The sequence below is a fragment of the Methyloceanibacter sp. genome, assembly GCF_035650995.1.
Lineage (GTDB): Bacteria > Pseudomonadota > Alphaproteobacteria > Rhizobiales > Methyloligellaceae > Methyloceanibacter.
Window position 1 is genome coordinate 89,412 of sequence record NZ_DASRGO010000031.1, and the last position, 13,440, is coordinate 102,851.

A 13,440-nucleotide genomic window follows, 5' to 3' on the forward strand; every position below is an offset into this window, starting at 1 on the left:
GTCGAATCCTCCCGACGCGTTTGGTCTCGATCTTCAGACAGGGACTTTTAGCACGGCCCTGAGACCCCCGAGAGGGGATTTGCTCAAGGCGATGTCGCCGCCGTGGATGCGGGCGATGTCGAGCGCGATGGCAAGCCCGAGCCCGGTCGAACCGGACTCTTGGGTGCGCGCATGGTCGAGACGATAGAACGGGCGGAACACGCGCTCGTATTCCGATTCAGGGATGCCCGGACCGTCGTCGTCGACAGTGACGGTAAGCGCGCCGTCCTGGCGCCTGGCCGCGACCTTGATGTGCTCGGCGAAGCGCACGGCGTTGTTGACCAGATTGGCGACGGCACGCTTGAAGGCATGGCGGCGAAGCGGAACGACGATCGGCGCGCCCTCGATCTCGATCGCGATGTCCTTGGCGCCGTGCGCCTGCGCTTTCACTTCGCCGAGAATTTCGCCCATGTCCACACGCACGATGTCCTCGCCCGAGCCGCCCTTGGCGAAGGCCATGTAATCCTCGAGCATCGCCTGCATTTCGTCGACATCGCTGCGCATCGCCTCGAGCTCGGGACTGTCCTCGAACAAGGCAAGCTGAAGGCGGAAACGGGTGAGCACGGTGCGCAGGTCGTGACTCACGCCGGCGAGCATCACCGTGCGCTGCTCGACATGGCGCTCGATACGGTCGCGCATCTCGATGAAGGCGTGCGCCGCTTGGCGCACCTCGCGCGCGCCGCGCGGGCGGAAGTCCGGCGGCGGCGGGCGCCCCTTGCCGAAGCTGTCGGCCGCTTCCGAGAGGCGCAGGATCGGCTTGATCTGATTGCGCAGGAAGAGGATGGCGACGGTGAGCAGAACGAGCGAGGTGCCGACCATCCACAACAGGAAGATCTGTGAATTCGAGGCATAGGTTTGGCTCCGCCGCGCCAGCACGTGCATCACCCCGTCGTCGAGCTTGATCCTGATGTCGACGAAATTCGAGCGGCCGACGGTGTCGATCCAGAACGGACGGCCGATCTGCCGGGTGATCTCGTCTGAGAGCGTGCTGTCGAGCAGATCGAAGAACGGCTTGGAGTTGGCGATCGGCAATTCCTCGCCGGGCACGAAGCGCACGCGAAGCCCGAGATCGTCGGCGGCAAGCCGCGTCAGCTTCTCGGCGTTGGCATCCTGCGGATATTGGCGATAGATGTCGATGAGAAAGGCGATGTTCTGCACCGTGACCGTCGACAGGCGGTGGGTCACCGTCTGCCAGTGCCGTTCGAGGAACACGAAGGTGAGCACCGACTGGAGGAGAACCATCGGCGCGATGATGATGATGAGCGCGCGGGCATAGAGCCCCTTCGGCATCCGGTCGCCGATGGCCCCGGTGACGCGCCGGTAGAGCGAGCGGCGCACGGGCGCAAGCGGCGGGACCTCTGAGAGCGCGTCCATCACTCGGGATAGAGAATGTAACCCTTGCCGCGCACGGTCTGGAGATAGACCGGGTTGGCGGGGTCGTTTTCGATCTTGCGGCGCAGGCGGTTGATCTGCACGTCGACCGCGCGCTCGCCGCCCGAGTCGCCATCCTTGGCGAGTTCCTGGCGGGTGACGGGGATGCCGGGACGCTGGGCGAAATAGCGCAACAGATCGCGCTCGCGCTCGGTGAGGCGCACCGTCTCGCCGTCGCGCTTCAGCTCGCCGCGGGCGACATGGAACACGAAGGCGCCCATGCGGACCTCGCCCGATGAGGGCGACGACGCGCCGCGGCGGAGCACGTTGCCGACACGCAAGAGAAGCTCGCGCGGATCGAACGGTTTGGCGAGATAATCGTCGACGCCGGTCTCGAGACCCTCAATACGCTGCTCGGGCTCGGCGCGCGCAGTCAGCATCAGGATCGGAACCTGCGAGGAGGCCCTGAGCGTGCGGGCGAAGTCGAGGCCCGATTCCCTCGGCATCATGACGTCGAGGATGATGAGATCGAAGGTAAGGCCGCGCATGGTGCCGCGCGCTGTCTCGGCGTCGACCGCGGTGGTCACGCGGAAGCCATTGTCCTGGAGATAGCGGGCGAGCAGGTCGCGGATGCGGCTGTCGTCGTCGACAACGAGGATGTGCGGCGCGTTGTCGTCGGGCGCCGCCTTGCGCTGGGCCTTGATCGGCGTTGGCAACGTCATTGCCCTCCTCCCTTGCCGCCCTCCTTGAGCGGGACTGGAGAGGCGGCCATGATGGAGGAAACTTTGGGCCGTTCTTCGGCATTGACCATGACCTCGAGGAAGCGGCGAACAACGGCCTCGGCGCCCGGCCCCGCCGCCTGCAAGGCCGCGGCAAGCCTGACCGATTGCGGCGCCGCCAGCCGCTCGGCGAGCGCGCGTCCCTTTTCGGTCGGGAACAGCTGCCGCTCGCGGCGGTCCGAGCTTCCGGCGCGCTGCACGACGTAACCCTTGTCGATCAACTGCTTCAGCACGCGGGACAGGCTCTGCTTGGTGATGTTGAGCACGTCGAGCAGATCGGCGACGCGCAAGCCGGAATGGCGGTTGACGAAATGGAGCACGCGGTGATGCGCCCGGCCGAAATCGAAATCGGCGAGGATGGCATCGGGATCGCGGGTGAAGTCGCGATAGGCAAAGAACAAGAGCTCGGCGAATTCGAGCAGCTTCGCCTCCGACGGGGAGGGGGCTTTGCGCGCCGGGCCGCCGTTGCCGCGGCGCTTGGTCCCGGTCTTCACGCCGCCGGAGAGAGGTTCATTTAGGTCAGTCATGTTGACTTATTTTTCGCGGTCCATTATGTCAGCCATGTTGACTTATTCCGGACCTTGATACGCCTCGCCGCCTGCTCGCGCAATTGCCGCGCGAGGTGTTATGAGAGGCGCTTGCCAAGGGCCGGTCTCCGGCTCGCTTGCAAGAAGGCCGGGCTTTGCTTCATGGAGGAAGGCTCATGGCAATCGTCCCTTACGACCAGCGCGACGGCTTCATCTGGCTGAACGGCCAGCTCGTGCCGTGGAGCGATGCGCGCGTGCACGTGTTGACGCACGGTCTGCATTACGCGAGCGCCGTGTTCGAAGGGATGCGCGCCTATGACGGCGAGATCTTCAAGCTCACCGAGCACAATCAGCGCCTGCACGAGTCGGCCAAGATTCTCGACTTCGAGATTCCCTATTCCGTCGCCGAACTGGACAAGGCGGCGCGCGACCTGTTGCGCGCCAACAAGCTCACCGGAAGCGACGTCCATCCCTATCTGCGTCCGATCGCCTGGCGCGGCAGCGAGCAGATGGGCGTTTCCGCCCAGATGACCAAGGTCAATGTCGCGATCGCCGCCTGGGACTGGGGCTCCTATTTCGATCCTGCGGCGCGCCTTAAAGGTCTCAGGCTGACCTTCGCGCAATATCGCCGGCCCGATCCGCGCACCGCGCCGACCAAGAGCAAGGCGGCCGGTCTTTACATGATCTGCACGCTGGAGAAGCACCGGGCCGAGCGCGCCGGTTACAATGACGCGCTGATGCTCGATTGGCGCGGACAGATCGCGGAGGCCACCGGCGCCAACATTTTTTTCGTCAAGGACGGCGTGTTGCACACGCCGCTGCCCGACTGCTTCCTCAATGGCATCACGCGGCAGACCGTGATCGGGCTTGCCAAGCAGCGCGGGTTGAAGGTGATCGAGCGGGCGATCATGCCCGAGGAGCTGTCGGAGTTCTCCGAGTGCTTCATCACCGGCACGGCAGCCGAGGTCACGTCGGTCTCCGAGATCGGGCCGTACAAATTCGCGCTCGGCGACATCACGCGCACCCTGATGGACGACTACACCGCGCTCGTGCATCCGGCCAAGGTGCGCGCCGCCGCCGCGGGGTAGGGGCTTACGACAGACCGAGGGACGAGGTCCGGAGACGACGAAATGGGACGCCCGCCTTTGAAGCAAGCCTACACCGTCTCTTACGCAAAGGACGGAATCGAGCTGAAGCGCTACACGATCACCGCGCTCACGCAGCTCGCCGCCGAGACCGAGGCTGACAGCCGGTTTCTGCGCGCGCATCCCGAGATCAAGGCGCTGGACACTATCGCCCGGCGTGTCGAAGCGCATTGACGAAAAGTCTAAGTCTTTGTCCGCGCTCGCGAATTTCAAACACTTGGCAGCCCCTTGAAATTCATTCTGCCATGACCATCTAGGGGGAACGATGGGTCCTTCCCTCCCCATCGATGTTCCCCCCAAAGGAACCGAAGAATGCCCCGCTCCCCCCGTGCGGGGCTTCTTCTTTTGGGGGGAACGCTCGCTCAAATCAGCCGGACTTTCCGCAAGCGTTGCTCGATGAAGGTCCCTGCGTGTACCGGCTTCCCGCTAAGTGGGGCCGAAGGGGCCCAGCGCGCCCCGTCCCGGGGCTTCTCCATATTGGCTATCGAGGTGCGGCGATCCAGGATCGGGGAAGGTTCCGGCGGGCAGGTCCTTGTCGGCGACCCATTCGATGCTCTTCGGCAAGGCGCCGTCGGTCTCGATGAGTTCCTTCACCGCGAGCCACGGCCTCTTGAGGGGGCTGACCGGCAGCGGATCGTTGTGCGAGCGGATGGCGCGCAATGGCGCGCCGACCTGTAAGCTTGCTTCCGATTCCCGCACTGACTGCTACTAGCTAGCTTCGGCTGGCTAGGATTTTATTCTCACAAGATCGGGCGGGGATAAGCGCGGGGTCCTCGTGTTAGTCTCGCCGCATGAAGCGCATGGGTGAAACGTCGGTCGCGGAGCGGGGCAGGGCGGAGTTGCCGGAGTTCGATGCTGCGTTCCGGAAGAAGCTGCTCGATCTTTTGCGATGGCGGCGGGACGTGCGCCGCTTCGAGCGGAGGCCGCTGCCCGACGGCGCGGTCGAGCGGCTGATCTCTGTCGCCTGCCTCTCGCCCTCGGTCGGGCTCTCTGAACCGTGGCGCTTCGTTCTCGTCGAGGATCACGTGCGCCGCGCCGCGATCCGAAAATGCTTCGAGGACTGCAACGCGGACGCGCTTCGCGCGCAGACGCCCGACCGCGCCGCGCTCTATGCGCGGCTCAAGCTCGCGGGCCTCGACGATGCGCCCTGCCAGGTGGCCGTATTCGCCGATCATGGAACCGCGCAAGGGAAAGGGCTCGGCCGTGCCACCATGCCCGAGACGCTCGATTATTCCGTCGCCATCGCCATCCACACGCTCTGGCTCGCCGCGCGCGCAGAAGGCTTGGGCCTCGGCTGGGTGTCGATCCTCGATCCGGAGCGCGTCAAGGCGATCCTCGAGGTGCCGGAGGCGTGGATCTTCATCGGCCATCTCTGCATCGGCTTCCCTGTCGCCGAGGACGACACTCCGGCACTTGAGCGCGAGGGCTGGGAGCATCGCCGCGCGCCGCACGGCACGCTCCTCTACCGCTGAGCTTCCCATGAACACGTCATGCCCCGCCTTGAGCCGGGCATCCAGGGGCAATGAACTCCACGCGCGCGGCCCTGGATCGCCGGGTCAAGCCCGGCGATGACGTGATTTGGAGTGCCGGGTCTCGCCAAAGCCAGTGCTTGATCCTAAGGCCTGCAAGCGGCACTCTTAAGGGGGAGCGGGAGCCACGGGGCAACTGGCGCTCGCGCTTCAAGGGGGGCGCGCCATGCGCAACATCGTCTCCAGGCTTGGCTTGGCCGGACTGCTCGCGGCCGGCATCGTGGCGCTGACCGCGGGAGAGGCGAACGCGCTCAAGTGGAAGGACTGTCAGGAGATCGCGCCGTGCACCGGCTGCCGCGCGGTCTACAAGTGCCGCTCCTGCTCCTACCAGCGCGAATGTGTGCGCGGCATCTGCCAATGGGGCGATGTGTGCGTGTGGAGCCCGGCGATGAAAGTCCTGCCGCGCGGCGCCCGCATCATCACGGTGCAGTAGTTCGCTAGCGGCCGAGAAGGACCTCGCGCAGCACGACGGCATCGTTGTGCGCCTCGTCGTGGGCGGCATAGACGAGCGTGAGCGGGCCGTTCCGCGCAAGCGATTTGAGCTCTTCGAGGAGGCCGGGATACTCGCGCAGTTCTTGGCGATAGCGGCGGCGAAACTCCGCCCAGCGCTTCGGATCGTGCGCGAACCACCGGCGAAGCTCGGTCGAGGGGGCGATCTCCTTCATCCAGCGGTCGAGCGCGACTTTCTCTTTGGAGATACCGCGCGGCCAGAGCCTATCGATAAGGATGCGCGTCCCGTCTGCGGGCGAGGGCTTGTCATAGGCCCGCTTCAGCTTGATGTTGGCGGTGGGGACCTTGGCAGCCATCGGCATTTATTCGGCGGCGGGCTTCGGTCTGCTCCAGCGCGCGCGGGCAGCGTCGTCGCGCGCCGCAGCCTCGACCCAGCGGCTTCCACCCTTGCCGCTCTCCTTCTTCCAGAACGGCGCGGATGTCTTGAGGTAGTCCATCAGGAAGCGTGCGGCCTCGAAGGCGGCGTCGCGATGCTCCGACGCGGTGAGCACGAGCACGATATTGTCGCCGGGCAAGAGCCGGCCATAGCGATGCACGATGAGGGAGGCCTGCAGCGGCCATCGCGCTTTCGCCTCTTGCTCGATCTTGGCAAGCTCGGCTTCCGTCATGCCCGGGTAATGCTCGAGCGTCAGCTCCTCGATCGCGCCCATCTGGTCGCGCACCGCGCCGATGAAGCTCACGATCGCTCCGATGTCCGTGCGGCTGCCCTTGAGAGCGGCGATCTCGACACCGACGTCGAAGTCTTCCTGCTGCACCCGGATCATTTCAGCCTCCGGTGACCGGCGGGAAAAAGGCGATCTCGCGCGCGCCGCCGATGTGCGCGTCACGGCGAACATGGGAATGGTCGATCGCAGCGCGGATCACCTCCTCGCGGGCAAAGGCGTTGGCGAATTCGGGTCCTCGCGTCTTGAGCCAGGCGATCAGCTCGCCGACCGTCGCGATCTCGGGCGGAAGCACGATGTCTTCCGAGGCCTTGCCGACCTTTTCTTTCACCCAGGCGAAATAGAGGAGCCGCATGGCTAGTTCCTTTAGTTTGAGCATCATCTTATCGGAAAACCGGTTCCCACTTTTCCGGATGATGCTCTACTCCTCATCGGTCATGACGTGGCCGAATGCCGCGCGGAGATAATCGTAGCCGGTATAGAGGGTGAAGACCGCCGCGATCCACAGCAGCGTCAGCCCGAACAGCGTGGTGAAGGGCCAGATCTTGTCGCCGGCGCTGCCGGCCAGCAGGAAGCCGATCGCCACCATCTGGATCACGGTCTTCCATTTGGCGAGAGTGGTGACGGGAACCGGCACGGCGAGCGTGCCGAGGAACTCGCGCAGGCCCGAGACCAGGATCTCGCGGCAGAGAATGATCACGCCCGCCCACAGCGACCAGCCGGCGATGGTACCGTCGGCGGCAAGCATGAGAAGCGCCGCTGCTACGATCAGCTTGTCGGCGATCGGATCGAGCATGCGTCCGATCGCGCTCTGCTGCTCCCAGGCGCGGGCGAGATAGCCGTCGAGGAAGTCGCTGACGCCGGCGGCGATGAAAATCCACATCGCGGTCCACCGGCCCCAATCGCCGTGGACGAAGAAGCAGGCCACCAGCGCCGGAATGGCGAGGATGCGGAAAAAGGTGAGCAGATTGGGCAGGTTTACGAAGCGTCCGCGACCGGCTCCGCGCCGGCCCACCACGCCCGTTCCGGCAGTGCCGGTTTGTCCGCTCATGTCACCCATGGAAATGATCATAAATGGTCTTGGCCATTTGTGCGCTGATGCCGGCGACGCTTTCGAGGTCGGCGATGCCGGCGCGGCTTACCGCCTTGGCCGAGCCGAAATGCTTCAGCAGCGCGCGCTTGCGCGAAGGCCCGATGCCCGGAACCTCGTCGAGCGGAGAGGCGGTGATCGCCTTTTTGCGCTTGGCGCGATGGGCGCCGATGGCGAAGCGGTGCGCCTCGTCCCTAAGCTTCTGGAGGCAATAGAGCACGGGATCGCGCGGTTCGAGCAGGATCGGTTCCTTGCCTTTGATATGAATGCGTTCGCGGCCCGCGTTGCGATCGGGTCCCTTGGCCACCGCGGCGACCTTGATGTCCCCGAGGCCGAGCTCGTCGAGCACTCCATGGGCAGCGGCCAGCTGGCCCGGGCCGCCGTCGATCAGGACGAGATCGGGAGCGGTCCAGCCTTCAACTTCGCCTTTGCTCTTGGCGAGCTTGCTGAAGCGCCGCGTCAACATCTCGCGCATCATGGCGTAGTCGTCGCCCGGAGCAAGGTCCTCGCTCTTCATGTTGAACTTGCGGTATTGGCTTTTGATGAACCCTTCCGGTCCGGCAACGATCATGGCCCCGACCGGGTTCGTTCCCGAGATATGGCTGTTGTCATAGACCTCGACGCGCTCCGGCGCGTCATCGAGATCGACGAGATCGGCGAGCTTGGCGAAGATCGCGGCCTGCGAGGAGGAATCGGCAAGCCGCCGCGCCAGCGCCTCGCGCGCATTGATCAAGGCATGCTCGACGAGCTCGCGTCGCTCGCCGCGCGCGGGCTTGCCGACTTCGATCTTGCGCCCGGCGCGGAGCGACAATGCCTCCGAGAGGAGCCGCCGGCCGGGAATGTCGTGCGACAAGAGAACGAGTCTCGGCGGCGACTTGTCGTCGTAGAACTGGGCGATGAAGGACTCGAGAACTTCTTCCACCGGAAGGCTCTTGTCGGCGCGCGGGAAATAAGCGCGGTTGCCCCAGTTGTTGCCGGTCCGGAAGAAGAACACCTGGATGCAAGTCTGGCCCGCCTCTTGATGCGCGGCGAAGACGTCGGCCTCCTTCACGCTCGCCGGATTGATGCCCTGGCGCGACTGGATATGCGACAGCGCGGTGAGCCGGTCGCGGAAGGAGGCGGCACGCTCGTAATCCTGCTTAAGGCTCGCTTCCTCCATCAGCCGGTGGAGTCGCAGCTTCACCTCGTCGCTCTCGCCGCGCAGGAAGCGGAGCGCTTCATCGACCAGATGGCCGTAGTCTTCAACGGAGATTTCGCCGGTGCAAGGAGCGCTGCAACGTTTGATCTGAAACAGGAGGCAAGGCCGCAAGCGGCTCTCGTAATAGGAGTCGGAGCAGGACCTGAGCAGGAACGCGCGCTGCAGCGTGTTGATGGTGCGGCCCACGGCGCCGGCCGAGGCAAAAGGGCCGAAATAGTCGCCCTTGCGGCTCCGAGCGCCGCGATGCTTGAGGATCTGCGGCACCCTGTGGTCGCGGGCGATAAGGATATAGGGAAAGGACTTGTCGTCACGCAGCACGACGTTGAAGCGGGGCTTGAGCCGCTTGATCAAGTTCGCCTCGAGCAGAAGCGCCTCGATTTCGGTCGCGGTGGTTACGAATTCCATGCTCGCCGTGTCGGCGACCATGCGGGCGATGCGGTTGTTGTGACCTTGTCCACGCGCATAGCTCTGCACCCGCTTCTTGAGATGGCGCGCCTTGCCGACGTAGAGCACTTCGCCGCTCGCATCGATCATGCGATAGACGCCGGGCCCTGCGGGTGCCGTCTTGGCGTAGCGGGCGATCACGGTCGCCCCCGTCTCGACGCCGAGGAGGGCCTCTTTGGCGCGCGCCACGAGCGACGCTTTCGCGCTATCGGGATTCTCTAAGGGCATGGGATCACGAAGTTTTTTCGGCACGCAGACACGCGCCTCTCTCACCCGAAGGTAAGGTCTAAGCGCGATCGCCTTCAAGTGCCAGTCATGCCCCGGGGAGGGTTTGCCAGGCAAGGTGCTGGCCGGAGTCGAGGGCGATCATCTGCCCGGTGATCGAAGGGGTCTCGAGCAGAAAGCGCACGGCGGCGGTCACCTCATCGAGAGCCACGCCGCGCTGAAGCAGCGTCGAACGGCATTCGCGCGCGAAGTCCTCTTCGCTCTGCTTATGGCTCGGCAGTACCGGTCCCGGCGCAATCGCATTGACTCTGATCTTGGGTGCTAGCCCCTGGGCGAGCAGTTGCGTTGCGGTCCACAAGGCCGATTTGGCGACGGTGTAAGAAAAGAACTCAGGATCGGGCCGCAACACCTTCTGATCAATGATGTTGATGATGTTGCCCTGCATGCCCTCGGGCAGCCTGTGCGCAACCGCCTGAGCGAGGAAGATGGGGGCGCGGAGATTGACGTCGAGGTGAGTCTGCCATGTGTCGCGACGGAGCGTCTTGATGTCGTCCCACTCGAAGCAGGCGGCGCTATTGATCAGGCAGGTGATTGGACCGAGCGCCGCAGCACAGCTCTCGACCAACGGCTCCGGCGTCCCGGGCCGCGCGAGATCGGCGGCAAACGCCGCTGCCTCGCCTCCATTCGCCTCGATCTCGGCAACGACCGCCAACGCGTCGGCCGAAGAGGCGTGGTAGTGGACGCCGACCTTGAAGCCGAGCGCGGCGAGGTCGAGCGCGATGGCGCGGCCGAGACGACGGGCTGCCCCGGTCACAAGAGCCGTCGCGGGTCCCTGATTCTGATCCATGCAGACGCGGGATGAGGTTTTTCGTCGGCGAATCGGCGGGCCATATGCCGTCCGCCCGAGCGGACACTCTACGTGCGCGGCGGAAACCGAGCAAGAACGGGCGGATGCGCACGCAGTCCTAGCACCTCAACAAAAGGCTTCCAAACTGTTGAATCCAATTTTCCGCACGGAATTTGGGCAGTTGCTTTCGCTCCGGGCAGCTTTCTGTGAACAATTGTTTTGCGTCAGCGGAAATGCGAGCCCAATGTGGCATCAAAGCCCATTGACCATGGCAGAATAGTCACACTGACCAAGATGTTTTTCGGAAATCCCCGAATTTGCATTGCTTCGGGATTCGAGCGCCTTATGCTGTGATCACACAGGGGGACGTTGCACCGCGGGGGAAGCGGGGGCGGCATCCTGATCAAGACTTTGAACGCGTGGGAAGCGACAAAATCAGGAGACTGAAAATGACTCGGCGCAGCAGGGAAGCGGGGTTCGTGAAGTCGTGCATCTTGGGGGCGGCGCTCGTCGCTGGCATGGCGACGGCGGCGCTGGCGGACAACAAGCTGACGCTCTCGGGATCGGCCACCATGACGACGAACTACGAGTTTCGCGGCGTCTCGAATAGCAGCAACAATCCCGCCGTGCAGCCCGAGTTCGATCTGACCTACGGCATGTGGTATGCGTATATTTGGGGATCGAACAACTCGCTGTCCCCGAACGACGTTGAGATCGATTACGGTCTCGGCATCACCCCGAAATGGAACAATATCACGTTCAACATAGCCGGACTCGCTTACACCTATCCTGGTAGCGATGGCCTTCTCGATTATTTCGAGTTGAAGACGGGTGCTACTTGGGCGAGCGGCCCCTGGAGCCTCGCTGTCAACAACTACTGGTCGCCGAACAATTTTAATGCGGAGACCTAGTCGGATGCGATCGAGGGCACGGTCGGCTACACCTTCAACCGCAAGATTTGGAACTTCTTCACGCCGAGTATCAGCGGAACGGTGGGCGAGCAGTTCTACGAGCATGAGAATATCTTCCCCAGCTACCGGTACTGGAATGCTGGTTTGACTCTCGGCTTCATGGAGAAGTGGTCCGCCGACATTCGCTATTGGGACACGGACGCAAGCAAAGCTGACTGTATTCCCCTCGGCGGATCGCGCGACGCTTGCGATGCCACGGTGGTCGGCACCATCAAGGCGACGTTCTAGCTGAGGCCACACAGTTTCCCCAAAAAGCACTTCCCACCTCGAAGGGGCGCCCGCTGCGGCGCCCCTTTTTTGCTCGAGGGGGATCATCACCCCGGCGTCGCCAGCTCGAAGCCTCGCCACGAACGTAGCGGCGAAGGAAAGCCGCCGGCGCTGGGGCCGTGAGGAAAGGAAGGGGCCCGCAATGGACTCCAGCGAGAAGTCTCTGCTCCTTGCGGCCGCGGCGTGATAGAATCAGAGGTCAGGTTAAGTTGCCTGGCCACAAATCGGGGGGTTTGACAATGGCTGACGGACCTAGTGTCGCTTCGGGTGGCTATACCGAGGCCGACAAAAAGGAGGACGTGAAGGTTCTCCACAGCATGGGCTATGCGCAGGAACTCGACCGGCGCATGCGCCAGTTCTCCAATTTCGCGATCTCCTTCTCGATCATCTGCATTCTCTCGGGCGGCATCAACTCGCTCGCCCAAGGCACGTCGGGCGCGGGCGGCGCCGCGATTGGCTTCGGCTGGCCGCTCGGTTGTGCCGTGTCGGGCGTGTTCGCGCTCGCTCTGGCGCAGATCGGATCGGCCTATCCGACGGCGGGCGGGCTCTATCACTGGGGCTCGATCCTGGGCAACCGGTTCACCGGCTGGCTCACGGCGTGGCTCAATCTGCTCGGACTGATCACCGTGCTCGGGGCCATCAATGTCGGCACCTGGACCTTCTTCGAAGGCGCCTTTCCGCAGCTCGGCATCGAGAACACCATCACCAATCAGACGATCTTTCTCATCATCATCACCGGCGGCATGGCGCTGATCAATCATCTCGGCATCAGGCTCACGGCGCTGCTCACCGACTTCTCGGGCTATCTCATCTTCGCGACCTCGGTTGCGCTTGCGGTGGTGGCCCTTATCGCCGCCGAGCACTGGGACATCTCGCGGCTGTGGACCTTCGCCAACTATTCGGGCGAACCCGGCGGCAACGTATGGCCTCCGGTGTCGGGCAGCTGGGTGTTCCTGCTCGGTCTGTTGCTGCCGATCTACACGATCACCGGCTATGATGCTTCGGCGCATACCTCGGAAGAAACCATGAGAGCGGCACATTCGGTGCCGCGCGGCATCACCCACTCGGTGCTGTGGTCGGCGGTCTTCGGCTGGATCATGCTGTGCGCTTTCGTGCTGATGATCCCCAACATGGACGAAGCGGCGAAGCAGGGCTGGAACGTGTTCTTCTGGGGAATGGATGCCCGCGTCGGACCGGTGATCAAGGAGATCCTGTACGTCGCGATCTTCATCTCCCAGCTGCTATGCGGTCTGGCGACGGTGACGTCCGCCTCGCGCATGATCTTCGCCTTCTCGCGCGACGGCGGCTTGCCATTCTCCAAGGCGCTCGCCCGGGTCAGCCATAAGCACCGCACTCCGGTCGCGGCGATCTGGACGGCGGCGACGGCCGCGGTGCTGTTCGTGTGGGGCGCATCACTGGTGTCGGTCGCGGGAACCTCGGCCTATACCATCGTGGTGTCGTCCACGGTCATCTTCCTGTTCCTGTCCTTCTCGGTGCCGATCGCGCTCGCTCTGTTCGCGCACGGCACCCCGAAATGGGACAGGATGGGCCCGTGGGACCTAGGCCCGTTCTGGTTCAAGGCCTCCTGCGTGCTGTCGCTGATCTCGATGGTGCTGATCTTCTTCATCGGCATCCAGCCGCCGAACGACTGGGCGCTATGGATCGTCATCGCCTTCCTGGCCATCACGGCGCTGGTCTGGATCCTGTTCGAGAATCGCCGCTTCCAGGGGCCGCCGCTCGGCGAGATGATCGCCAAGCGTCAGGCGGCGATCCGCGAGGCGGAAAAGGCCATCGGCGAAATTTGATCTAACACAAGCTGGCACTAAACGGCCGCGC

15 protein-coding genes and 1 pseudogene are annotated in these 13,440 nt (G+C 64.0%); 6 read left to right on the forward strand and 10 right to left on the reverse strand.

Features of this window, described 5'->3' with window-relative positions; all coding sequences use genetic code 11:
* Positions 1-33: 33 nt before the first annotated feature.
* From VFB18_RS02560 to VFB18_RS02570, 3 genes are read right to left on the reverse strand one after another with little or no spacing between them, the layout of a single operon-like run.
* Positions 34-1,413 (reverse strand): ATP-binding protein, encoded by a 1,380-nt coding sequence (locus tag VFB18_RS02560; RefSeq protein WP_324970762.1) that lies wholly within the window; start codon positions 1,411-1,413, stop codon positions 34-36.
* Positions 1,413-2,132 (reverse strand): response regulator transcription factor, encoded by a 720-nt coding sequence (locus VFB18_RS02565; protein WP_324970764.1) that lies wholly within the window; start codon positions 2,130-2,132, stop codon positions 1,413-1,415. Before VFB18_RS02565 ends, VFB18_RS02560 begins: the two co-directional genes overlap by 1 nt.
* Entirely contained in the window at positions 2,129-2,716 is a 588-nt protein-coding gene (locus VFB18_RS02570; RefSeq protein ID WP_324970765.1) for a MarR family transcriptional regulator, read from the reverse strand. The genes VFB18_RS02565 and VFB18_RS02570 overlap by 4 nt, the downstream gene beginning before the upstream one ends.
* Positions 2,717-2,892: 176 nt before the next feature.
* Here VFB18_RS02570 and VFB18_RS02575 point away from each other — a divergent pair, with 176 nt between their 5' ends.
* Positions 2,893-3,804, forward strand: coding sequence for a branched-chain amino acid aminotransferase (locus tag VFB18_RS02575; protein WP_324970766.1), 912 nt, complete (start codon positions 2,893-2,895; stop codon positions 3,802-3,804).
* Positions 3,805-3,846: 42 nt separating this feature from the next.
* A complete protein-coding gene (locus tag VFB18_RS02580; RefSeq protein WP_324970768.1) occupies positions 3,847-4,035 on the forward strand; it encodes a hypothetical protein in 189 nt (62 codons plus the stop codon).
* A 252-nt stretch (positions 4,036-4,287) separates the two neighbouring features.
* Here VFB18_RS02580 and VFB18_RS02585 read toward each other — a convergent pair whose 3' ends face one another.
* Positions 4,288-4,560, reverse strand: coding sequence for a hypothetical protein (locus VFB18_RS02585; protein ID WP_324970770.1), 273 nt, complete (start codon positions 4,558-4,560; stop codon positions 4,288-4,290).
* A 101-nt stretch (positions 4,561-4,661) separates the two neighbouring features.
* On the opposite strand from VFB18_RS02585, the gene bluB reads away from it, so the two are divergent.
* Complete coding sequence (bluB, locus tag VFB18_RS02590; RefSeq protein WP_324970772.1) at positions 4,662-5,333, forward strand: 5,6-dimethylbenzimidazole synthase; 672 nt, start codon at positions 4,662-4,664, stop codon at positions 5,331-5,333.
* A gap of 223 nt (positions 5,334-5,556) precedes the next feature.
* Complete coding sequence (locus VFB18_RS02595) at positions 5,557-5,823, forward strand: hypothetical protein (RefSeq protein WP_324970774.1); 267 nt, start codon at positions 5,557-5,559, stop codon at positions 5,821-5,823.
* 4 nt (positions 5,824-5,827) lie between these two features.
* On the opposite strand, the gene VFB18_RS02600 is transcribed toward VFB18_RS02595, so the two are convergent.
* The 6 genes from VFB18_RS02600 to VFB18_RS02625 all read right to left on the reverse strand — a co-directional run bounded on the left by VFB18_RS02600 (position 5,828) and on the right by VFB18_RS02625 (position 10,366).
* On the reverse strand, positions 5,828-6,196 hold the full coding sequence (locus VFB18_RS02600) for a DUF488 domain-containing protein (RefSeq protein WP_324970776.1): 369 nt from the start codon (positions 6,194-6,196) through the stop codon (positions 5,828-5,830).
* Between the two features lie 6 nt (positions 6,197-6,202).
* Positions 6,203-6,664, reverse strand: a complete 462-nt coding sequence (locus tag VFB18_RS02605) for a molybdenum cofactor biosynthesis protein MoaE (protein WP_324970778.1) — start codon at positions 6,662-6,664, stop codon at positions 6,203-6,205.
* A gap of 1 nt (position 6,665) precedes the next feature.
* Positions 6,666-6,917: a molybdopterin converting factor subunit 1 gene (moaD, locus tag VFB18_RS02610; RefSeq protein ID WP_324970780.1), complete on the reverse strand. Its 252-nt coding sequence runs from the start codon at positions 6,915-6,917 to the stop codon at positions 6,666-6,668.
* 66 nt (positions 6,918-6,983) lie between these two features.
* Positions 6,984-7,613: a CDP-diacylglycerol--glycerol-3-phosphate 3-phosphatidyltransferase gene (pgsA, locus tag VFB18_RS02615; protein WP_414675632.1), complete on the reverse strand. Its 630-nt coding sequence runs from the start codon at positions 7,611-7,613 to the stop codon at positions 6,984-6,986.
* A 1-nt stretch (position 7,614) separates the two neighbouring features.
* Positions 7,615-9,522, reverse strand: a complete 1,908-nt coding sequence (gene uvrC / locus VFB18_RS02620; protein ID WP_324970783.1) for an excinuclease ABC subunit UvrC — start codon at positions 9,520-9,522, stop codon at positions 7,615-7,617.
* Positions 9,523-9,607: 85 nt separating this feature from the next.
* The gene (locus VFB18_RS02625; protein WP_324970785.1) at positions 9,608-10,366 is read right to left on the reverse strand and encodes an SDR family oxidoreductase; all 759 of its coding nucleotides are present in this window, start codon (positions 10,364-10,366) and stop codon (positions 9,608-9,610) included.
* A gap of 449 nt (positions 10,367-10,815) precedes the next feature.
* On the opposite strand from VFB18_RS02625, the pseudogene VFB18_RS02630 reads away from it, so the two are divergent.
* Both VFB18_RS02630 and VFB18_RS02635 read left to right on the forward strand, forming a co-directional pair.
* Positions 10,816-11,565 (forward strand): annotated as a pseudogene (locus tag VFB18_RS02630) (TorF family putative porin).
* A 278-nt stretch (positions 11,566-11,843) separates the two neighbouring features.
* Positions 11,844-13,409: an amino acid permease gene (locus VFB18_RS02635; RefSeq protein WP_324970786.1), complete on the forward strand. Its 1,566-nt coding sequence runs from the start codon at positions 11,844-11,846 to the stop codon at positions 13,407-13,409.
* Positions 13,410-13,440 lie beyond the last annotated feature (31 nt).

What these genes read in the sequence shown, in the direction of transcription:
- bluB (WP_324970772.1), top strand. Translation starts at nt 4,662, where the DNA reads ATGGGTGAAACGTCGGTCGCGGAGCGGGGCAGGGCGGAGTTGCCGGAG.
- VFB18_RS02580 (WP_324970768.1), top strand. Translation starts at nt 3,847, where the DNA reads ATGGGACGCCCGCCTTTGAAGCAAGCCTACACCGTCTCTTACGCAAAG.
- moaD (WP_324970780.1), bottom strand. Translation starts at nt 6,917, where the DNA reads ATGCGGCTCCTCTATTTCGCCTGGGTGAAAGAAAAGGTCGGCAAGGCC.
- VFB18_RS02565 (WP_324970764.1), bottom strand. Translation starts at nt 2,132, where the DNA reads ATGACGTTGCCAACGCCGATCAAGGCCCAGCGCAAGGCGGCGCCCGAC.
- VFB18_RS02560 (WP_324970762.1), bottom strand. Translation starts at nt 1,413, where the DNA reads ATGGACGCGCTCTCAGAGGTCCCGCCGCTTGCGCCCGTGCGCCGCTCG.
- VFB18_RS02575 (WP_324970766.1), top strand. Translation starts at nt 2,893, where the DNA reads ATGGCAATCGTCCCTTACGACCAGCGCGACGGCTTCATCTGGCTGAAC.
- uvrC (WP_324970783.1), bottom strand. Translation starts at nt 9,522, where the DNA reads ATGCCCTTAGAGAATCCCGATAGCGCGAAAGCGTCGCTCGTGGCGCGC.
- VFB18_RS02570 (WP_324970765.1), bottom strand. Translation starts at nt 2,716, where the DNA reads ATGACTGACCTAAATGAACCTCTCTCCGGCGGCGTGAAGACCGGGACC.
- VFB18_RS02605 (WP_324970778.1), bottom strand. Translation starts at nt 6,664, where the DNA reads ATGATCCGGGTGCAGCAGGAAGACTTCGACGTCGGTGTCGAGATCGCC.
- VFB18_RS02635 (WP_324970786.1), top strand. Translation starts at nt 11,844, where the DNA reads ATGGCTGACGGACCTAGTGTCGCTTCGGGTGGCTATACCGAGGCCGAC.
- pgsA (WP_414675632.1), bottom strand. Translation starts at nt 7,613, where the DNA reads ATGAGCGGACAAACCGGCACTGCCGGAACGGGCGTGGTGGGCCGGCGC.
- VFB18_RS02600 (WP_324970776.1), bottom strand. Translation starts at nt 6,196, where the DNA reads ATGGCTGCCAAGGTCCCCACCGCCAACATCAAGCTGAAGCGGGCCTAT.
- VFB18_RS02595 (WP_324970774.1), top strand. Translation starts at nt 5,557, where the DNA reads ATGCGCAACATCGTCTCCAGGCTTGGCTTGGCCGGACTGCTCGCGGCC.
- VFB18_RS02625 (WP_324970785.1), bottom strand. Translation starts at nt 10,366, where the DNA reads ATGGATCAGAATCAGGGACCCGCGACGGCTCTTGTGACCGGGGCAGCC.